The sequence below is a fragment of the Rhodoferax sp. OV413 genome (assembly GCF_900104385.1).
GTDB lineage: Bacteria > Pseudomonadota > Gammaproteobacteria > Burkholderiales > Burkholderiaceae_C > Rhodoferax_B.
In genome coordinates this window covers 1-18,364 of the sequence record NZ_FNJA01000012.1, presented here as the reverse complement: position 1 = coordinate 18,364, position 18,364 = coordinate 1, and the positions used below count along the sequence as shown (strand labels likewise).

Here is an 18,364-nt window from a genome sequence, read left to right as displayed (position 1 = left end):
GGTCACGCTTTATGGCGGATGCGCAGCAGCGCGTCGATAGTGGAAGCACCCTGGAGGTACGTGGCACGCTGACCCGTTTGGCCGGCCTGGTGCTGGAGGCGGTAGGTATCCGTACCCCTGTGGGGTCGCAATGCAATGTCTCCATGGACGGTGGCCCCTCCGTACTGGTGGAGGTGGTGGGCTTTTCGAATGACCGTGCTTACCTGATGCCCGCTGGTGATGTGCATGGCCTGCGCAGCGGTGCCAGCGTGGTGCCTGCAGCGCCTTATATAGCAGTACCTCGGTTGGGGGATGCGCCGCGGGACAAAGTTGCGACGGCCGGTGTGCTGCGCTTGCCACTGGGTGACGGCTTGCTGGGGCGTGTCGTGGATGCCCAAGGGTTTCCTTTGGATCACGGTGGTCCGATACAAGATGTGATGGCCGTGCCTTTGGATCGCCAGCCCATCAATGCCATGGACCGCGATCCGGTGCGTGAACCGCTGGACACGGGTGTGCGCGCGATCAATGCCATGTTGACCGTAGGCCGGGGGCAGCGGATTGGCTTGTTTGCTGGCTCCGGGGTAGGCAAAAGCGTATTGCTGGGCATGATGGCCCGCTATACCAAGGCGGACGTCATCGTGGTCGGTTTGATCGGCGAGCGGGGCCGCGAAGTCAAAGAGTTTGTCGAAGATATTTTGGGTGAGGAGGGCCGGGCCCGTTCCGTGGTCGTGGCTGCGCCGGCCGATGCGCCCCCATTGCTGCGTTTGCAGGGAGCGGCCTATGCGACGGCTGTGGCCGAGCATTTCCGGGACAAAGGCCAGCATGTCTTATTGTTGATGGATTCGCTGACCCGGTTTGCCATGGCGCAGCGTGAAATTGCTTTGGCCATTGGCGAACCTCCGGCTACCAAGGGCTATCCGCCGTCGTGCTTTGCCAAGTTACCACAGCTGGTGGAGCGCAGTGGCAATGGATTGAACGGTGTGGGGTCCATCACAGCCTTTTATACCGTGCTGTCGGAGGGGGATGACCAGCAAGATCCGATTGCCGACGCGGCCCGGGCAATTCTGGACGGACATATTGTGTTGTCGCGTTCCCTGGCCGAGGCGGGGCACTTCCCGGCCATTGATATAGAGCAGTCGGCATCGCGGGTCATGCACAACGTGGTGTCGCCGGCGCATTTCGAGATTGCCCGAAAGTTCCGGGTGATCAATTCACGCTACCAGAAGGGCCGGGATCTGGTGCAAATCGGGGCTTACGCGAGCGGATCGGACCCTGGGCTGGACGAAGCCATTCGCTTAAATGGTGGCATGACCGATTTCTTGCAGCAGGGCATGTATGTATCTGCCTCTCTGCAGCAGAGTTTGACCGATATGGAGCGGAGCATTTCCAAAGCTCCGGGTAGCCGATGAGCCCGCAAAAGCGTAAATTGGGGCCACTATGACGCTTCTGAAAACATTGGCGGTGGCGATTGACGTGGCGCATCTCAAGCGCGACGAGGCAAGCCGTGCATTGGGACAGGCGCAGCAAAAGTACCTGGGGGCGAAGAACCAGTTGGAGCAGCTTGAAACCTACGCCACCGAAACCGAGGATCGCTGGATGGTGCAGGCGCAGAACTGTGCATTGCCGGAGATGATGCGCCACCACTACCAGTTTATGGAGCGTTTGGCGCAGGCGATCCAGATGCAGCAAGGTATTTTGGCCGACCAGGCCCGATGGGTCGACGTTGCGAAAAAGCAATTGGCGGATGCAGAAATACGGGTCGCCACGTTGAAGCAGGTATGTCGAAACAAGCAGCTGGAGGCGGATCGCCTACAGAGTCGCCGTGAACAAAAGCAAATTGATGAGTTTGCGGCGTTACGGTTTGGAAAATCAATAGACCAGCAATTTGGTGAGGGGTTGTCATGAGTATCGAAAGTGTTCCCGTTGCGCTGGTGCCAAAGGCTAGTGAGATCCAGCAAGGCGGCGCGAGGGCCAAAGCCGACAGCGCAAACGGCGACAAGGAGCCGGACGCTTTTTCCAACTTGTTGAATGGGCTGGATAAAGAGCCTGAGGCTTCGCCAGAGAAGGTGGGAGAAGCTTCGTCGGACGAGGATTCCGAGGCGAAAGGGTTGGCACGCAAAAAGTCAGCCGGCATTAGCAAACCGGCGAAAGATACAGTGGTGCCAGACGCTACCTGGCTGGCTCCAGCCGTACCAGTAGTCGCGCCGGTGACAACGCCACAAGCCGGGGTTAGCCAGCCTGAGACCTCAAATCTCGTTGGCGAGCTTGAGGCAGCAGCTTCGGGTGTGGCAGATACAGGTAAGGGCGGTCCGCAATTGACGGCGCCGGATAACCGGGTCCAGTCGGCCAATTTGGCGAACTACGCCTCGGTTTTTGAGCAGATTCAAAGTCGCTTGGCCGTCGGCAGTACTGCTGCGGTAGAGGCCGGGCAGCCAACAGCTGGTCTGGCGGAGGCAGGTAAAAAGGGTTCTGCCAAACCCGTATTGGGTACGGCGGTTGCGGATGTCCGCGCGGATCGCCTGGCTAGCTTGGCGGAAGGCGGTATGTGGGTGATGCCGGTGACGGAGCCCTCGGCAACCCAGTTGGCGTCCGATGCAGCTACCGCGCTGAAGGCTGCCGCCCTGGAAACCAAGGATATTTCGGCAGTGAAGGGCGAGAAGAGCTACGAGGGCGGCATGGGGCTGCATCAATTTACCCCCACGGTGCAATTTGACAGCACGGCTGTGGCGGTGGACGCCACCCAAATGGCTCCGGAGGCGGCCATTGCTGACCAGGTCAACTATTGGATATCCCAGGGTATTCAGAATGCGGAGCTGACATTTGATGGCGCGGGTGCAGAGCCTGTGCAGGTCAGCATTTCCCTGTCTGGTAACGAGGCCCACGTCGAGTTTCGTACGGACCAGGTGGAAACCCGGGAGCTGCTGACTGGAGCCGCGTCGCACCTCAAGGATTTGCTGCAACAAGAGGGCATGGTGCTTTCTGGTCTGTCTGTGGGCTCCTCGGGGGCTGGTGGTGCCGGAGCGCGTGAGCGTCGTGCGCCTTCCGAAGACCGGCAGAATGCTGCGCGCAATGTGTCGGATCAAGTGGCGGTTCGGGCAGTGGTGCCTGCGCGCACTTCTGGGCGTGCCGTTGATTTATTTGTATAGCTGGGTGCGCCAGTAGTCAGTGCTCTTGTTGTTCTGAGTGGTGTGAATGCGGCGGTTTTGTACCGCTTATCTGGCTGCCGCTAAACTTGTTTGGATAAATAATGCATCCATACATGTTGAGTTGATGGCGAATGTGGGCCATAAAAAGCCCCACCCCGGAAGGAATTATTGTGTCTGCACCTGCTGCCGCTGAAGCGTCCGCGCCCCCTAAGGCCAAGGGCAAAAAAATGATCGTCATTATTGTGGCGGTCATTTTGTTATTGGTGCTCGCCGGTGGTGGGTGGTTTGTCTTTTTGCGCGCCCCAGCCTCAGAGGATGGAGAGGATGCCGCTCCAGCGGCCCATGCCGAAGCCAAGCACATGGTGCCCCCCGTATTTCTTCCCATGGACAATATGGTCGTGAACTTGGCCGATCCTGGAGGGGAGAAGTTTGTGCAGATTGGTATCACCATTGGCGTGGTGGACCAGAAGACTTCGGATGCCGTAAAGGCGAATTTACCCACCATTCGTAGCGGTGTTTTGCTATTAATTTCGCAGCACACATCGGACGAACTCCTGACCAAAGAAGGCAAAGAGAAGCTGGCTCGCGATATTCTGCGCGAGGTTTCTACGCCTCTGGGCTACGAGGTGGAAGAGCACGAGGAAGAGCCTGCCGCAGATGCCCCCCCCAAGAAGAAGAGCGCGGCTAAGAAGAAATCTGCTGCAGCAGCCAATCCGGTGCTGAGCATTCTGTTCTCCAGTTTCATCATCCAATGATGGGCCACCATGGAGTCGCTTCATGAGTGAATCATTCTTATCGCAAGAAGAAGTTGATGCCCTTTTGGAGGGTGTCACTGGCGAAAGCCAAAAGGCGGCAGAGGAAGTTTTTGAGGCGGGTGAAATCCGCAACTACGATATCTCCAGTCAGGAGCGTATTGTCCGGGGCCGCATGCCGACCATGGAGGTCGTCAACGAGCGGTTTGCCCGCAATTTTCGAATTGGTTTGTTTAACTTCATCCGCAGAAGCCCTGAAATCTCCGTTGGTACGGTTTCGGTGCAGCGCTACAGCGCATTTTTGCGGGAGCTGGCGGTTCCCACCAATTTCAACATCATGGCGATCCGCCCCTTGCGTGGCAGCGGCCTGATCGTATGTGAGCCCTCTTTGGTGTTCGGGGTGATCGATACCTTGTATGGCGGTGTCGGCAAGTTCCAAACGCGCATCGAAGGGCGAGAGTTTTCCATGACGGAGCAGCGGGTGATCAATCGCCTGGTGGATGTAGTCTGCGCAGAGTACAAAAAAGCCTGGCATGGTATCTACCCCTTGGAGCTGGACTACCAGCGCTCAGAGATGCAGCCCCAGTTTGCCAATATTGCAACGCCTAGCGAGATCGTGGTTTCGACTGTGTTCCAGCTCGAAATTGGCGATATCGCCGGCGCGATCCATATTTGCATGCCGTATTCGACACTGGAGCCCATTCGGGACGTGTTGTATTCGTCCACGCAAGGTGATTCCGTCGAGGTGGACCGGCGTTGGATTACCTTGCTGAGCCGGGAGATCCAGTCGGCTGAAGTGACGTTGGTAGCGGAGTTGGCCCAGGCGGAAGCCACGGTGGAGCAGCTTTTGAGCATGAAGCCAGGTGATTTCATAGAACTGGAGAGGGAGCCTCGGATTCGGGCTTCTATCGGCGGAGTGCCGATATTTGAGTGCCAGTACGGAACGCACAATTCAAAGTATGCGATTCGTATTGAAGAGTGTTTGCGAGGCAGTGAAAGCAATTCCCCAGGAGATTTAAATGGCAACGGATAACAAGAACGACGAAGCTGAAGATCCAATGGCCGCCTGGGCCGAGGCCTTGGAAGAGCAAAAGGTTTCCGATGCCAAGGTGGAGGATATCGGGCAGGGCGGTCCTCTGTTTGGCGGAAACGTACAGGCTAAAGATGGAACCTCTCAAGACATCAATATGGTCTTGGATATTCCTGTCACCTTGTCGGTGGAGTTGGGTCGTACCAAGGTTCCTATCAAGTACATCTTGCAACTGGCGCAAGGTTCGGTGGTTGAACTGGATGCGCTCGCTGGTGAACCCATGGATGTTTTGATCAATGGATACCTGATTGCCCAGGGTGAAGTCGTCGTGGTGAATGACAAGTTCGGTATCCGTTTGACCGACGTGGTTACGCCTTCTGAGCGCTTGAAGCGCTTGAGCAAAGGCTGATAGCGCATGATGAGCCAGACGCTGCTCGCGGCGGTGCTGTTCGTCATTGTTTTGGCGATGCTTCCTTTCGCAGTTAAGTGGATACAGCGGCGTGCCCTGGGCGGCGCAAATGCAACATTAAATGCTTCGCGCCTGGTGTCTGTTTTGGCGGTAGGTCCGCAACAACGGGTGGTAACGGTCGAGGTGGGGCCTGAGGGCGCGAGGGCTTGGCTGGTGCTGGGGGTTACCGGGCAAGCCATCACCTGTCTGCATACCGCTCCTGTGGCGGGGCAAGCTGCGACTTATGCAGCCGTGGCATCTGCTGTGCAGAGTGGGACGGCGAATGTTTAAGTTGCGTGTCCGTACCTGGGGGCTTGCGCTGGCGGGTCTTATTCATGCTCCTGTATTTGCCCAGGCTGTCGGCACTTTGCCGCTGTTGATTGGCGCCCCGGGTCAAGGGGTCAGCTATTCCGTACCCATTCAGACGCTGCTGTTCTTTACCGCGCTGTCGTTCCTGCCGGCGGTGTTACTGATGATGACGGGCTTTACCCGCATCGTGATCGTGCTGTCGTTGCTGCGCCAAGCTCTGGGAACCCAGTCCGCGCCTCCGAATCAAATCGTGATTGGCTTGTCGTTGTTTCTCACTTTTTTTGTGATGGGGCCAACGCTGGACCGCGTGTACACCGATGCTTACGTCCCCTACACGACCAATGCCTTGTCGTTTGAGCAGGCGCTGGAGAAAGGCGAGGCGCCTGTGCGCCAGTTCATGCTGAAGCAGACCCGCCAGTCGGACTTCGCCTTGTTCGCCAAATTGGCCAAACTCGATGCGGGCGTCACGGCAGAAACTGCACCCTTGCGGGTGCTTGTGCCTTCGTTTGTGACCAGCGAGCTGAAATCGGCTTTTCAGATCGGCTTCATGATCTTCATCCCGTTCCTGGTGATTGATATCGTTGTCGCCAGTGTGCTGATGTCCTTGGGCATGATGATGCTGTCTCCGGTTTTGGTCGCTTTACCTTTCAAGCTGATGCTGTTTGTGCTGGCGGATGGATGGAACCTGTTGATCGGCTCCTTGGCTGCCAGCTTTATCCAGTAGCAAGAAGTAGGTTGTATGAACTCGCAAATGGTTCTCACCACAGGGCAGGAAGCCATGTGGTTGTTGCTGATGGTGTCGGCCCCGATTTTGGTGACGGTGCTGGTGGTGGGCTTGGTTGTGAGCATCTTCCAGGCCATCACCCAAATCCATGAGGCCACGCTGTCCTTTGTGCCCAAGCTGATTGCGGCCGTACTGGTGTTTGCTATCGCCGGCCCCTGGATGCTCAGTACCTTGGTGGACTACATCCGTCGCACCATCGAATCCATTCCTACCTTGGTGTTGTAGCGTAAGGCTTATCGGTGATCACTTTTACCGAAGCGCAGTTGGCGGGGTGGCTGTCTCCCATCGTCTGGCCATTCTTGCGCGTGCTGGCGATGTTCAGTGTGGCGCCCGTGTTCTCGTTGAAAGCCATACCGCAGCGTGCCAAAGTGGCCTTGGCTTTTTTTGTCGCCTTGGCCGCACAAGCAAGTCTGGCCAATCAGCCCATGATCAGCCTGAACAGCCCCCAGGCCTTGGCGGCCGTAGTTCAGCAGGTTGGTGTCGGCTTGGCGATCGGCTTCGCGGTACGCCTTGTATTCGCTTCCGTGGAGCTGGCGGGCGAACTGGTCGGCTTGCAGATGGGGCTGAATTTCGCCTCCTTTTTTGATCCCGCCAGTAATGCCCAGGTGAGCGCGGTATCCCGTTTTTTGGGCCACATGTCGATACTGCTGTTTGTGGTGATGAACGGTCACCTGATGGTGTTGATGGCCGTCATCAAGAGTTTTGACAGCTTTCCAGTCGATGGCAATTTTCTGGTCACCTTGCAGCACATCAAGATGTACACCCTGGGAGCAGATCTGTTTGCCAGTGCTTTGTGGATGGCACTGCCTATGGTGGGCATGCTGTTGTTCGTCAACTTGACGATGGGGGTGATCTCTCGGGTCGCACCGCAGATGAATATTTACGCGATTGGCTTTCCCGTGACGTTGACCATGGGTTTGGTGGGGGTTACCGTCACCCTGCCCATGCTGGATCAGCCGACGATGGCTTTGATGGAGCGCGCTATCGACCTGTTCTCCGCCCGACGTTAGGGCTATCTCTATCGGTAATGTGGCTCAGACCAGATTGTTCCGAATAGCGTACACCGTCAGTTCTGCATTGTTGGTCAGTTTCAGTTTTTCCAGCACCCGCGTGCGGTAGACGCTGACGGTCTTAGGGCTCAGCAGCAATTCTTCCGCGATATCAGACAGGCGCTTGCCGGAGGCAATCTTCAACAGAGTCTGCATTTCCCGCTCGGACAGAGATGCATGCGGTACTTCAAGTACCGGTTTCGACAAGCTTTCAACCAGCATTTGCGCGACTTCGGGCGTTACATACTTGCGTCCCTGCATCACGGTACGCACTGCCAGCACCAGCTCTTCGGGGTCTCCGGCTTTGTTCAGATAACCCTGTGCGCCTGCGCGCAGGCAGCGAATCGCATATTGGTCCTCTGGGAACATCGACACAATCAGCACCTTGATAGGCGAATCGGCTTCCCGCAGGCTCGCCAGTACTTCCATGCCGCCTCGACCGGGCATACTCAAATCCAGTACCAGTACATCGCATGCGACGGAACGCAGCAGCCCCCTGACTTCTGCGTAGCCCGACGCTTCGCCTGTAACCTGAATATCGACTGCCTCGGACAAGGTGTCGCGGATACCGCGGCGGACCATGGCATGGTCATCGCATAAAACTACATGGATCATGGGGGATTCCCGTTGGCTGGGTCTGCTGTCTCGGAGGGCAGCGGCACAGACAGAATAATGGATGTGCCGACGCCGCCCCGATTGCTGATGTCCAGCCAGCCCTGGACGGTTTTGGCCCTTTCGTGCAGGCCTCGCAGTCCAAAAGCTTTCGGCTTGTCGAGCTGGCTTTTTTGTACACCGCGGCCATTGTCGGTAACTTCGAGGGTTAAAACGCCCTCTCCGTCGGTCAGCTCAATGCTGACGGCGCTGCATTCAGCGTGTTTCGATATATTTGTCAGAGCTTCTTGTGCTGTGCGGTAGGCCACCAGCTGGATCGCCTTGTCGACATTGATCTTTTCATGGGTTGCATGAAACGTGGTGCTGATGCCGGTGCGCTTTTGAAAGCTTTGTGCCAGCCACTGTACCGCTGCACTGAGGCCTTGGTCCAGGATGGGCGGGCGCAGATCCATCATGATGCGCTGGCTGGCGCCGAGCGCATGCTGCAGCATTTCCAAGGCCGAGCCAATATGTGCGGCGGTGGTTACGTCTTTGTGGTGCCGGGCCAACCAGGCAAGATCGAGTTTGACCGCGGCCAATGAGCCGCCAATATCGTCATGCACTTCCCGGGCAATCGCGGCCCTTTCTTGTTCTATGGAGCTTTGCAGGTGTTCTGCCAGCTCTGCCAAACGGCGTTCAGAGGCGGCCAGGTCTTTGTCTGCGCGCTCTTTGGCTTGGCGGATCTCTCTTACTTCGATGGCTCGGGCGATGACGTGCGCCAGCTTATTGATGTCATCCTTGAGCAGGTAGTCGCTAAACCCCAGTCGAATCGCATCCACTGCAGCTGCCTCACCAATGGCGCCTGACAGCAACACAAACGGTGGTTGCTGTTCCTGTTGTTGGAGTGCGTTCCAGGCATCAATGGCCGTGAAGCCCGGCAGGCGGTAGTCGGCCAAGATGAGGTCGAACTGTGTGCTGCGTGTCAGCTGTTCGAAGGCCGGCAGTGTTTCCACCCGATTGACCGTGCAGGCAAGCCCTTGTTTCTTCAAGGCATGCACCACAATTTGGTGGTCGATGACGGAGTCCTCTAAGTGCAGTATGCGGATAGATTGAGCCTCAAGCCAGGGTGTCATGCCAACCTCAAATCCATGGAAAAATGAGCCACATAAAAATCAAATACCTATAAGCTGGTGGCTGTTATATGCTGGGGCCTTGCGAATCAATTTGCAGATTGTTCGTAACAGAATGTGAAATAGAATTAACATCCGGCTATAACGAGGCAATTTGTCTAGGGCTTTCCTGCAGCGACGGAGAATACATGCAAACAGAGCCTTCCATGTCTACGGGACCTGTCGTCCAGTTACCGGTGATGTTGGTCGCTGAGGTACAGGACTCCCTGATGGTGGTGATGCACGACCTGAGTCGACTCGAAAGTTTGCTGAGTCACACCATGGACAACCTGATGGCGCGCTTCAACAGCGTGAACCAAGGCCTGGATGCTGTTGCTTTACCCGATTTGCCCGCTGTGGACGATGTGCGCAGCAACCTGCGCGCAGCAGTCACAGAGCTGCAGTTCCAAGATATGGCCTCGCAATTAATTGTGCACACAACGCTTATGCTGCAAGGCTGTGCGTTCCGCTTGGCATCAGAAAGCATGGGACAGGAAGATGGTGAAGAGGCTGCGCCCTTTGGGGCGATGGTTCCCGACCGTCCTAACCCTGTGACCCAAAGCGAAATGGACGCAGGTTCCATTGAGCTGTTTTGACACGCCTATCCTTCGAAATTTTCAAGCACTCTCTTCTTTAGCTGGAGCTTTTCATGCATTCGATTCTTGCCGTTGACGATTCACCCTCAATGCGAAAGATGGTGTCATTCACGTTGACCGGAGCGGGTTACCAAGTGATTGAAGCGGTGGATGGGCAGGATGCTTTTGAGAAAGCGCAGTCGCACTCTATCGATTTGGTCCTTGCCGATCAAAACATGCCCAGGTTGGATGGCATTGGCTTGACGCGCCTGTTGCGGGAGCATCCTAAGTTCAAGACCATCCCCATCCTCATCTTGACCACGGAATCCAGTGATCAGATGAAGCAGGCGGGGCGGAGCGCAGGAGCCACGGGCTGGCTGGTCAAGCCGTTTGATCCGGCACGGTTGATTGAAGTGATCCAGAAAGTTATTCGCTAAATTCGACGCGCTCGGATAGAGGCAACACAGGAGTCCGTATGGCTGAAATGCACCAAGAGAGCTCAGGCGCCGATTTTGACCTGACCCAGTTTTACCAAATATTCTTTGAAGAGGCCGGGGAGAACCTGGACCAGATGGAGCAAATGTTGCTGGATCTGGACCTTGCGAATACCGATGACGAGGAGCTGAACGGTATTTTCCGTTGCGCCCATTCCATCAAGGGCGGGGCTGCCACTTTTGGTTTCTCGGACGTGGCCGAGTTGACCCACCAGATGGAATCGCTGCTAGACCGCTTGCGCCGCCATGAGCTCAAGTTGATTCCTCCTATGGTCGATGCCTTGCTGGAGTCGGCCGATGCTTCCCGCAGTTTGCTCGCGCGCCACCAGGCGGGCGGCGAGGGGGTTGCTGTGTCCACCTCGGCCTTGGTCAAGCGCATCAGCGTGTTGGCTGCTGGTGAGATTCCAGTCGCAGCACCGGTCGTGGTAGCGCCTCCGGCGCCAGCGCCAGTTGCTGCAAGCAAAAAGGCGGGCGGTCCGCGCTCGTTGGTAATCCACATTGGGCCGCTGGAACGGCCTGACCAGGCCGATGCGGTGCAAGAGCTTTTCCGGGACATTCCGGGTTTGGGCAGCATGTCCAGCCTGCCTAGCGACCGCCCTGATACTCGTATTTTTGCGGTCGAGACAACTTCCTCGGATGAGGATTTGCTGGACCTTTTTGTTTTCCACGTCGCCAAAGAAATTGTCAAGATTTCCGACCGTGATGATGCGGTGGCTACTCCTGATGCAGTGGCTGCTGTTGCGCCGGAGCCAGAGTTGGCTGCTGTAGCTCCTGCGGCGGGCGAAGAGGAGTATGGATTCTTCGCTGGCGCACCCGGCCATCCGTCCGAGTCTCTGGCCGTGGTGCCTGCGGCAGATGCTGCCGCCAAAGCCGCGAAGGCTGAGCCTAAAGCGGCCGCGCAAACCCCGCTGGAAGCCACCACGATCCGGGTCGATATCAAAAAGGTTGATCAGTTGATCAACTTGGTCGGCGAATTGGTTATCACGCAGGCGATGCTGGCGCAAAACAGCCAGGGGCTGGATCCGGCGATGCACCAGCAGCTGTTTGCCGGTTTGGCTGATCTCGACCGCAACACCCGCGACCTGCAAGAGTCGGTGATGTCGATTCGCATGATCCCTATGTCCATCGTGTTCAGCCGCTTCCCGCGCATGCTGCGTGATCTGGCCAACCGCCTGGGTAAGAAGGTGGACTTCGTGACTCAAGGTGAAGCCACCGAATTGGACAAAGGTCTGGTCGAGAAAATTACCGACCCGCTTACCCACTTGGTGCGCAATAGCTGCGACCACGGTATTGAAATGCCCGAAGAGCGGCGTGCTGCCGGCAAATCGGAGAACGGCACTATCACTTTGTCGGCGGCTCACCAGGGCGGCTCCATCGTGATCGAGGTGCGTGACGACGGCAAAGGCATGTCGCGTGAAAAAATCCTGCGCAAAGCCCGCGAACGCGGGTTGGATGTCAGCGACAGCATGACCGATGCCGAGGTGTGGCAGCTGATCTTCGCCCCCGGCTTTTCTACCGCTGAAACCGTGACCGATGTGTCGGGCCGTGGCGTAGGTATGGATGTGGTGAAGCGCAATATTGCCTCGCTGAATGGCACGGTGGATATTGATTCCAGCGAAGGCTTTGGCATGAAGGTGTCGGTTCGTTTGCCCCTGACCTTAGCCATCATGGATGGTATGTCGGTCAGCGTAGGTGACGAGGTCTACATCCTGCCGCTGTCGTCCGTGGTCGAGTCGTTCCAGGTCAACGACGAGGCGGTAAGCACCGTTGCCCAAGGTTCGCAGCTGGTCAAGGTGCGTGAAGAATACATGCCCGTAATCGCCCTAGAACGCATCTTCCAGGTGCCTATCGCCGATGCCGAGAAGACCAACAACATCATGGTGGTGGTGGAGTCGGAGGGCAGCCGGGTGGCCTTGCTGGTCAACGAGTTGCTGGGCCAGCACCAGGTGGTGGTGAAGAATCTGGAATCCAATTACCGCAAGGTGTCGAATGTGTCAGGCGCCACCATCATGGGCGACGGCAAGGTTGCATTGATTCTGGACATCGGAGCCTTGGTGCGCCGGTCCCGCCATTGAGCGCCAGGGCAAGCAGTACAAACGAGTAGATGTTGAAGGAGAGTGACATGGGTGCAATGGAACGGGTTGGTGATTTGACCACCGCAGCGCGCGAGTATTTGACCTTCCGGCTCAGCCAGGAAGAGTACGGCATCGACATTCTGAAGGTGCAGGAAATTCGGGGCTACGAGCCGCCCACAAGGATCGCCAATGCACCCACCTTTATCAAAGGGGTGGTCAATTTGCGCGGCACCATCGTGCCCATCGTAGACATGCGGCTGAAGTTCAACTGCTCCGAGGCCGAGTACAACAGCTTCACCGTTGTCATCATTCTGAATTTGCGCAGCCGCATCGTCGGCATCGTGGTGGACTCGGTCAGCGATGTGCTGGAGCTCGCGGCAGACAGCATCAAAACCGCCCCCGATATCGAGAGCATTATTGACAACGGTTGCATCTTGGGCCTGGGTTCGGTCAGCGACCGCATGCTGATCTTGCTGGACATCGAGCGCCTCATGTCCGGGCCGGAAATGGGTTTGTCGGCCGACTGAGCTGCCTAGCCTATGCTGCCTAGCCACTCCCCTGCCGCGGCCGGCAATGGCCCCATTCTGGAGGGGCGTGAATTCGTTTGGACGGACGCCGATTTCGCCCGCGTCCAGTCGCTGATCTACAAGCACGCCGGTATCAAGCTGCACGATGGCAAGCATGCCATGGTGTACAGCCGCCTGTCGCGCCGCCTGCGCGATACCGGGCACAGCAGCTTTCGGGATTACCTGGGGTGGCTGGAGCAAACCGATGGCCCTGAGTGGCAAGAGTTTGTGAATGCCTTGACCACCAACCTCACGGCCTTTTTCCGTGAGCAGCACCATTTCGAAATTCTGGCCACCTTGTTCAAGTCCAAGCCTGCGGGGGCGCCGTGGAATGTCTGGTGCAGCGCCTCGTCGACGGGAGAGGAACCGTATTCGATTGCCATGACGGCGTTGGAGTCCCTGGGGACGAATGCTAGTTTTAAATTGGTGGCCAGTGATATTGATTCCAAGGTCCTGGCGTCGGCGGCGCAAGGCATTTACCGACTGGAGAACTTAAAAGGGCTGGACCAGGGGCGCATGCAGAAGTTTCTGCTGCGCGGCAAAGGCGATAACGCGGGTCTGGTGCGTATCAAGCCCGAGCTGCGCCGCATGATCGATTTCATCAGCGTCAACCTGATCCGCGACGATTGGCCGTTTCGTGAGCCGTTCGACGTGGTGTTTTGCCGCAACGTCATGATTTACTTTGATGGTCCCACCCAGCGCGCAGTGCTGGAACGCATCCACCGCGTGATGAAACCGGGAGCGATGTTGTTTGTGGGCCACGCTGAAAACTTCAGTGAGTCGCGCGATCTGTTTACTTTGCGGGGAAAGACCAGCTATGAGCGTTGCTAACAACCGCCCCCGCTGGTCTGGCTTTCCATGTGCGGGCCACGCGGCTGCGTTGGACGAATAAAGACTATGGACATTCCTAGAACCTCCGGTCCCACGCTTGCCCAGCGCATGGCGGCGGGCGAGTTCCCGATTGGTCCCGACGCGGATCGCCGGCGTGCGCTGCGCGTAGGCAGCACGCCCGTTGGGCGGCCCCAGAGCGAGCGCCACAGTACGATAGAGCAGCTCAAGTCCCGTCCGCGCAAGCCGGGGGAAGCGTCGTTTTTCTACGCCGACCACCACTTCCAGTTCAACGCCGTCAAGGTCTTGCCCGGTGAGTACTTTGTGTCGGACGAAAACCTGGTCATCATGACGGTGCTGGGCTCGTGCATTGCCGCTTGCCTGTGGGACACGCGGGCGCAGGTGGGGGGGATGAACCACTTCATGTTGCCCGATGGCGAAGACGGTATCGGTGCCGGGCGCTACGGCTCCTACGCTATGGAATTGTTGATCAACGAAATGCTCAAGAACGGCGCCCGCCGTGAAACCATGCAGGCCAAGATTTTTGGTGGCGGCCAGGTGATGTCCAACTTCACCACCATGAATGTGGGCGAGCGCAACACCCAGTTCGTCATCGATTATTTGCACACCGAGCGGATTCCGCTGTTGTCGCAAGACGTGTTGGATATTTATCCGCGCAAAGTGTGTTTTTTTCCGGTGACCGGCAAGGCCATGGTCAAGCGACTGGCCCATGCCCATCCGGACCAGGCGGTCAACGAGCGGCGTGGCAACGTGGCCACGGTGGTGCAGTCAACGTCCGGTGGTTCTGTCGATTTGTTTTAGCCAGGTAGAGTGATGAAGAAGATCCGTGTGTTGGTGGTGGACGACTCGGCCTTGGTGCGCAGTCTGCTGACCGAAATCATTAACCGGCAGCCTGATATGGAGTGCATCGGTGCGGCCAACGACCCACTGATCGCGCGCGAAATGATCCGCGACCTCGATCCCGACGTGATCACGCTGGACGTGGAAATGCCGCGCATGGATGGCATCGACTTTCTGGGCCGTTTGATGCGCCTGCGGCCCATGCCGGTGGTGATGATTTCCACCATGACGGCCCAAGGCGCCGAAGTCACCATGCGCGCGCTGGAGCTGGGGGCTGTGGACTTTGTCGCCAAGCCGCGCATCGGCTTGGCCAGCGGCTTGCGGGAGCTGGCCTCGGAAATCGTCGACAAGGTGCGCGTTGCCGCGGTGGCCAAGTTCCGCCGTCCGTTGTTGCCCGTGCTCACCCCTCCCGGGTCTACGGCTGTACCTGCTGCGGCCTCGGCCGCGCGCTCCACCAACTCATTGATAGGCCGCTTGTCGACCGAGAAGATGATTTGCATCGGCGCCTCCACGGGCGGCACCGAAGCTATCAAGGAGATCTTGGTCCACATGCCAGCCGACTCTCCGGCGATTGTCATCACTCAGCACATGCCGCCCGGCTTTACTACCAGCTTTGCTGCGCGCTTGAACAGCCTGTGCCAGATCACCGTCAAAGAAGCGGCCCATGGCGAGCGCATCCTGCCCGGCCATGCGTACATCGCGCCGGGCGGCAAGCAGTTTCGCATCAACCGCAGCGGTGCCAATTACGTGGCCGTGGTGGAAGATGCTGAACCCGTCAACCGCCACCGCCCCTCGGTCGAGGTGTTGTTCCTGTCCTGTGCCGAGATGGTCGGCCGCAACGCCTACGGCATCATGCTCACCGGCATGGGCAACGATGGTGCGCGCGCCATGCGCGAAATGCACGACAAGGGCAGCTACAACTACGTGCAGGATGAGGCCAGCTGTGTCGTGTTCGGCATGCCGCGCGAAGCCATTGCCCATGGCGCAGCGGATGAAGTGCTGCCGCTCGACAAGATCGCACCGGCCCTGCTGGCCAAGCTCGGGGCGAGCGGCGATCGGTTACATAACCGGATTTGATGCCAACTTTCATGAGGAAAATCGGCATCTAGCGCTTATTCCATGAGCGCTACCAGCTATGTAAATAATAGCTTTAGGCGCTCAGCATTTCCCAGCGCTCCAGCGCCGCCAGCAGCAGTTCGTCGATCGCGGCATTGCGCTGCACCAGGGTCGCAGCACGGGCGGCGTCCTTGCTGTAGATGCTGCCATCGGTCAGTTCGGCGGTGATGGCGGATTGCTCCAGCTCCAGCGCCGCAATCTGCTCCGGCAGGCCGTCGAGTTCGCGCTGTTCCTTGAAGCTTAGCTTGCGGGCTTTTGTAGCGGCAACCGCAGCAACTGGCTTTTGCTCTGCATTTGCTAGCGCCACGGGCGCATCTGCTGTGCGCTGTGGCGTGTTTTTACGGTTGGTTTCGGCGATCAGCTTGGCGCGCTTGCTCTGGATCAGCCAGTCCTGCACGCTGCCTTCGTATTCGCGCCAGAAACCGGGCCGCTCCTCGGGTTCGTGGGCAATGATGCTGGTCACCACGTTGTCCAGAAACGCGCGATCATGGCTGACCAGGAACACGGTGCCGTCGTAGTTCTGCAGCAGGTCTTCCAGCAGCTCCAGCGTGTCGATGTCCAGGTCGTTGGTCGGTTCGTCGAGCACCAGCACATTCGCCGGACGGGCGAACAGGCGTGCCAGTAGCAAGCGGTTGCGTTCGCCTCCCGACAGCGAGCGCACCGGGGAGTTGGCGCGCGCCGGGGAGAACAGGAAGTCGCTCAGATAGCTCTTCACGTGCTTGCGCTGGTTGCCGATCTCGATCCATTCGCTCCCCGGACTGATGAAATCTTCCAGTGTGGCGTCCAGATCCAGGGCGTTGCGCATCTGGTCGAAGTAGGCGACTTGCAGGTTCGCCCCTTGGCGTACCTTGCCGCTGTCGGGCTGGATTTCACCCAGGATGAGCTTGAGCAAGGTGCTTTTGCCGGCACCGTTGGCGCCCAGAAAGCCGACCTTGTCGCCCCGCAGGATCACATCGCTGAAGCCCTTGACGATGATCTTCTCGCCAAAGGATTTGCTGACATCGGTGAGCTCGGCGACGATCTTGCCGCTGGATTGGCCCGAGGCCACATCCAGGTTCACGCTGCCCTGGGCTTCGCGGCGTTTGGCGCGGCTGTCGCGCAGCGCTTCCAGGCGGCTGATGCGGCTTTGGCTGCGGGTGCGACGGGCTTCCACACCTTTGCGTATCCATATTTCTTCTTGTGCCAGCAGCTTGTCGGCTTTGGCGGAAATGACTGCCTCTTGTGCTAGTTGCTCTTCCTTTTGCAGCACGTACTGCTCGAAGTTGCCGGGGTAGGAGTTGAGCTTGCCGCGGTCGAGTTCCACAATCCGGGTGGCTACGCGGTTCAGGAAGCTGCGGTCATGGGTGATGGTGATCAGGCTACCATTGAAGTCGATCAGCAGGTCTTCCAGCCATTCGATAGAGTCCAGGTCCAAGTGGTTGGTGGGTTCGTCGAGCAGCAGCACGTCGGGCTTGGCGACCAGTGCCTGGGCCAGGGCCACGCGTTTCTTGGTGCCACCCGACAGGGTGCCGACAATCGCCTCCGGGTCCAGATGCAGGCGGTGCAGGGTTTCTTCGACGCGTTGTTCCCAGTTCCAGGCATCAAAGGCTTCAATCTGCGACTGCAGTGCATCCAGGTCCACGCCATCGGCGCCTGACAAATACTGGTCGCGTGCCTCAATCACCGCGGCCAGGCCGACACTGGCCGCTTTGAATACGCTGACTTCTGGGTCCAGCAGCGGTTCCTGCGCCACATAGGCGATACGCAGACCTTGCTGTACGTGCATAGTGCCGTCATCGGGCTTCTCCAGCCCGCCCAGGATCTTGAGCATGGACGACTTGCCCGCCCCGTTGCGGCCGATCAGGCCCACGCGCTCCGTGGTTTCAAGGGAAAAAGCGGCTTTATCGAGAAGTGCGACGTGTCCAAAAGCCAGTTGGGCGTCGAGTAGGGTAATGAGTGCCATGTTGGGGGGATTATCCGGCCTACGGGTTTGTGCCTGCCTAGGGCTGTTAAACAGGTCTCATATAGATGGAGCTGCGATACCGGTGTAGTTGAGAGAAATTGCCATATGCATTGCGCAGCGCGTCAAAACGGTGCTAAAGTCATGGGCTGCCCTGATGATGCGTAGAAATATGCAAGATACGAAAGTAAGTCAAAAGGTTGCAGATGGCTCGGAAGTTGGTGAAAACCAGTATATAATTCGAGGCTCTGCTAAACGCAGCAAGCGCCAAGTTTTAAACAAAAGCGAGTTGCGGCAGGCGGGCAAAAAACAAAGTTTTTTGCAGCAAGCTTCAAAAAAGCATGCTAGAATACAAGGCTTCGCTGATCACAGCGAGTCAAGCAAAGCGAAGTAAAAATCGCGGTGCTGATCCTTAAAAATATACAGCCGATAAGCGTGGGTGTTTGAATGCGATTGCCAAGTTCTTCGGAACTAGTGCATAGCACTACAAACGCTCATGAAGTAAAAAAGATGTGAATATCAGAAATGAAGTTCATGTCAATTCCAATTTATGAGTGGCCTCTGGTGGTAAAAGTCAGGGGCAAAAAATTCAAGATCGAACTATAGAGTTTGATCCTGGCTCAGATTGAACGCTGGCGGCATGCCTTACACAT

The 18,364-nt window shown here is 57.5% G+C and carries 21 protein-coding genes; 18 read left to right on the top strand and 3 right to left on the bottom strand.

The window, feature by feature from the left end; translation table 11 throughout:
- Positions 1–11: 11 nt before the first annotated feature.
- The 10 genes from fliI (at position 12) to fliR (ending at position 7,458) form a co-directional block, all read left to right on the top strand.
- Entirely contained in the window at positions 12–1,388 is a 1,377-nt protein-coding gene (gene fliI / locus BLT66_RS25305; RefSeq protein ID WP_369821641.1) for a flagellar protein export ATPase FliI, read from the top strand.
- A 28-nt stretch (positions 1,389–1,416) separates the two neighbouring features.
- Positions 1,417–1,884 (top strand): flagellar export protein FliJ, encoded by a 468-nt coding sequence (fliJ, locus tag BLT66_RS25300; protein ID WP_092762555.1) that lies wholly within the window; start codon positions 1,417–1,419, stop codon positions 1,882–1,884.
- The gene (locus BLT66_RS25295; RefSeq protein WP_092762553.1) at positions 1,881–3,125 is read left to right on the top strand and encodes a flagellar hook-length control protein FliK; all 1,245 of its coding nucleotides are present in this window, start codon (positions 1,881–1,883) and stop codon (positions 3,123–3,125) included. Before fliJ ends, BLT66_RS25295 begins: the two co-directional genes overlap by 4 nt.
- Before the next feature lie 170 nt (positions 3,126–3,295).
- Positions 3,296–3,880, top strand: a complete 585-nt coding sequence (gene fliL, locus BLT66_RS25290) for a flagellar basal body-associated FliL family protein (protein ID WP_255407086.1) — start codon at positions 3,296–3,298, stop codon at positions 3,878–3,880.
- A gap of 22 nt (positions 3,881–3,902) precedes the next feature.
- Positions 3,903–4,910 carry a flagellar motor switch protein FliM gene (gene fliM / locus BLT66_RS25285; RefSeq protein WP_092762549.1) on the top strand — a complete coding sequence of 336 codons (1,008 nt, stop codon included), beginning with the start codon at positions 3,903–3,905 and terminating at the stop codon, positions 4,908–4,910.
- Complete coding sequence (gene fliN, locus BLT66_RS25280; protein ID WP_092762547.1) at positions 4,897–5,316, top strand: flagellar motor switch protein FliN; 420 nt, start codon at positions 4,897–4,899, stop codon at positions 5,314–5,316. Before fliM ends, fliN begins: the two co-directional genes overlap by 14 nt.
- Positions 5,317–5,322: 6 nt before the next feature.
- Positions 5,323–5,646, top strand: coding sequence for a FliO/MopB family protein (locus tag BLT66_RS25275; protein ID WP_369821639.1), 324 nt, complete (start codon positions 5,323–5,325; stop codon positions 5,644–5,646).
- Positions 5,639–6,388, top strand: coding sequence for a flagellar type III secretion system pore protein FliP (gene fliP, locus BLT66_RS25270; RefSeq protein WP_092762545.1), 750 nt, complete (start codon positions 5,639–5,641; stop codon positions 6,386–6,388). Before BLT66_RS25275 ends, fliP begins: the two co-directional genes overlap by 8 nt.
- Before the next feature lie 15 nt (positions 6,389–6,403).
- On the top strand, positions 6,404–6,673 hold the full coding sequence (gene fliQ / locus BLT66_RS25265; RefSeq protein ID WP_092762542.1) for a flagellar biosynthesis protein FliQ: 270 nt from the start codon (positions 6,404–6,406) through the stop codon (positions 6,671–6,673).
- Between the two features lie 14 nt (positions 6,674–6,687).
- Positions 6,688–7,458: a flagellar biosynthetic protein FliR gene (fliR, locus tag BLT66_RS25260; protein ID WP_092762540.1), complete on the top strand. Its 771-nt coding sequence runs from the start codon at positions 6,688–6,690 to the stop codon at positions 7,456–7,458.
- A gap of 24 nt (positions 7,459–7,482) precedes the next feature.
- Here fliR and BLT66_RS25255 read toward each other — a convergent pair whose 3' ends face one another.
- Positions 7,483–8,112, bottom strand: coding sequence for a response regulator (locus tag BLT66_RS25255; protein WP_092762538.1), 630 nt, complete (start codon positions 8,110–8,112; stop codon positions 7,483–7,485).
- Positions 8,109–9,221, bottom strand: a complete 1,113-nt coding sequence (locus tag BLT66_RS25250; RefSeq protein WP_092762536.1) for a hybrid sensor histidine kinase/response regulator — start codon at positions 9,219–9,221, stop codon at positions 8,109–8,111. Before BLT66_RS25250 ends, BLT66_RS25255 begins: the two co-directional genes overlap by 4 nt.
- 203 nt (positions 9,222–9,424) lie before the next feature.
- Here BLT66_RS25250 and BLT66_RS25245 point away from each other — a divergent pair, with 203 nt between their 5' ends.
- The 7 genes from BLT66_RS25245 to BLT66_RS25215 all read left to right on the top strand — a co-directional run bounded on the left by BLT66_RS25245 (position 9,425) and on the right by BLT66_RS25215 (position 15,733).
- Positions 9,425–9,853 (top strand): hypothetical protein, encoded by a 429-nt coding sequence (locus tag BLT66_RS25245; RefSeq protein ID WP_369821638.1) that lies wholly within the window; start codon positions 9,425–9,427, stop codon positions 9,851–9,853.
- A gap of 53 nt (positions 9,854–9,906) precedes the next feature.
- The gene (locus BLT66_RS25240; RefSeq protein ID WP_092762532.1) at positions 9,907–10,269 is read left to right on the top strand and encodes a response regulator; all 363 of its coding nucleotides are present in this window, start codon (positions 9,907–9,909) and stop codon (positions 10,267–10,269) included.
- A 38-nt stretch (positions 10,270–10,307) separates the two neighbouring features.
- A complete protein-coding gene (locus BLT66_RS25235; RefSeq protein ID WP_092762530.1) occupies positions 10,308–12,401 on the top strand; it encodes a chemotaxis protein CheW in 2,094 nt (697 codons plus the stop codon).
- Between the two features lie 47 nt (positions 12,402–12,448).
- Positions 12,449–12,928 (top strand): chemotaxis protein CheW, encoded by a 480-nt coding sequence (locus BLT66_RS25230; RefSeq protein WP_092762528.1) that lies wholly within the window; start codon positions 12,449–12,451, stop codon positions 12,926–12,928.
- Positions 12,929–12,940: 12 nt separating this feature from the next.
- On the top strand, positions 12,941–13,798 hold the full coding sequence (locus tag BLT66_RS25225; protein WP_092762526.1) for a CheR family methyltransferase: 858 nt from the start codon (positions 12,941–12,943) through the stop codon (positions 13,796–13,798).
- Between the two features lie 108 nt (positions 13,799–13,906).
- A complete protein-coding gene (cheD, locus tag BLT66_RS25220) occupies positions 13,907–14,617 on the top strand; it encodes a chemoreceptor glutamine deamidase CheD (protein WP_092762524.1) in 711 nt (236 codons plus the stop codon).
- Positions 14,618–14,626: 9 nt separating this feature from the next.
- On the top strand, positions 14,627–15,733 hold the full coding sequence (locus tag BLT66_RS25215; protein WP_092762522.1) for a protein-glutamate methylesterase/protein-glutamine glutaminase: 1,107 nt from the start codon (positions 14,627–14,629) through the stop codon (positions 15,731–15,733).
- A 73-nt stretch (positions 15,734–15,806) separates the two neighbouring features.
- Here BLT66_RS25215 and BLT66_RS25210 read toward each other — a convergent pair whose 3' ends face one another.
- On the bottom strand, positions 15,807–17,714 hold the full coding sequence (locus BLT66_RS25210) for an ATP-binding cassette domain-containing protein (protein ID WP_092762520.1): 1,908 nt from the start codon (positions 17,712–17,714) through the stop codon (positions 15,807–15,809).
- 169 nt (positions 17,715–17,883) lie between these two features.
- On the opposite strand from BLT66_RS25210, the gene BLT66_RS26635 reads away from it, so the two are divergent.
- Complete coding sequence (locus tag BLT66_RS26635) at positions 17,884–18,105, top strand: hypothetical protein (RefSeq protein ID WP_143029297.1); 222 nt, start codon at positions 17,884–17,886, stop codon at positions 18,103–18,105.
- Positions 18,106–18,364 lie beyond the last annotated feature (259 nt).

Bases quoted from the DNA above. Each gene is read 5' to 3' on its own strand.
- BLT66_RS25225 (WP_092762526.1), top strand. From the start codon at position 12,941: ATGCTGCCTAGCCACTCCCCTGCCGCGGCCGGCAATGGCCCCATTCTG.
- BLT66_RS25235 (WP_092762530.1), top strand. From the start codon at position 10,308: ATGGCTGAAATGCACCAAGAGAGCTCAGGCGCCGATTTTGACCTGACC.
- fliP (WP_092762545.1), top strand. From the start codon at position 5,639: ATGTTTAAGTTGCGTGTCCGTACCTGGGGGCTTGCGCTGGCGGGTCTT.
- fliJ (WP_092762555.1), top strand. From the start codon at position 1,417: ATGACGCTTCTGAAAACATTGGCGGTGGCGATTGACGTGGCGCATCTC.
- fliN (WP_092762547.1), top strand. From the start codon at position 4,897: ATGGCAACGGATAACAAGAACGACGAAGCTGAAGATCCAATGGCCGCC.
- BLT66_RS25255 (WP_092762538.1), bottom strand. From the start codon at position 8,112: ATGATCCATGTAGTTTTATGCGATGACCATGCCATGGTCCGCCGCGGT.
- fliM (WP_092762549.1), top strand. From the start codon at position 3,903: ATGAGTGAATCATTCTTATCGCAAGAAGAAGTTGATGCCCTTTTGGAG.
- BLT66_RS25275 (WP_369821639.1), top strand. From the start codon at position 5,323: ATGATGAGCCAGACGCTGCTCGCGGCGGTGCTGTTCGTCATTGTTTTG.
- BLT66_RS25295 (WP_092762553.1), top strand. From the start codon at position 1,881: ATGAGTATCGAAAGTGTTCCCGTTGCGCTGGTGCCAAAGGCTAGTGAG.
- BLT66_RS25240 (WP_092762532.1), top strand. From the start codon at position 9,907: ATGCATTCGATTCTTGCCGTTGACGATTCACCCTCAATGCGAAAGATG.
- fliQ (WP_092762542.1), top strand. From the start codon at position 6,404: ATGAACTCGCAAATGGTTCTCACCACAGGGCAGGAAGCCATGTGGTTG.
- fliI (WP_369821641.1), top strand. From the start codon at position 12: ATGGCGGATGCGCAGCAGCGCGTCGATAGTGGAAGCACCCTGGAGGTA.
- BLT66_RS26635 (WP_143029297.1), top strand. From the start codon at position 17,884: ATGCAAGATACGAAAGTAAGTCAAAAGGTTGCAGATGGCTCGGAAGTT.
- BLT66_RS25230 (WP_092762528.1), top strand. From the start codon at position 12,449: ATGGGTGCAATGGAACGGGTTGGTGATTTGACCACCGCAGCGCGCGAG.
- BLT66_RS25210 (WP_092762520.1), bottom strand. From the start codon at position 17,714: ATGGCACTCATTACCCTACTCGACGCCCAACTGGCTTTTGGACACGTC.
- BLT66_RS25250 (WP_092762536.1), bottom strand. From the start codon at position 9,221: ATGACACCCTGGCTTGAGGCTCAATCTATCCGCATACTGCACTTAGAG.
- cheD (WP_092762524.1), top strand. From the start codon at position 13,907: ATGGCGGCGGGCGAGTTCCCGATTGGTCCCGACGCGGATCGCCGGCGT.
- BLT66_RS25245 (WP_369821638.1), top strand. From the start codon at position 9,425: ATGTCTACGGGACCTGTCGTCCAGTTACCGGTGATGTTGGTCGCTGAG.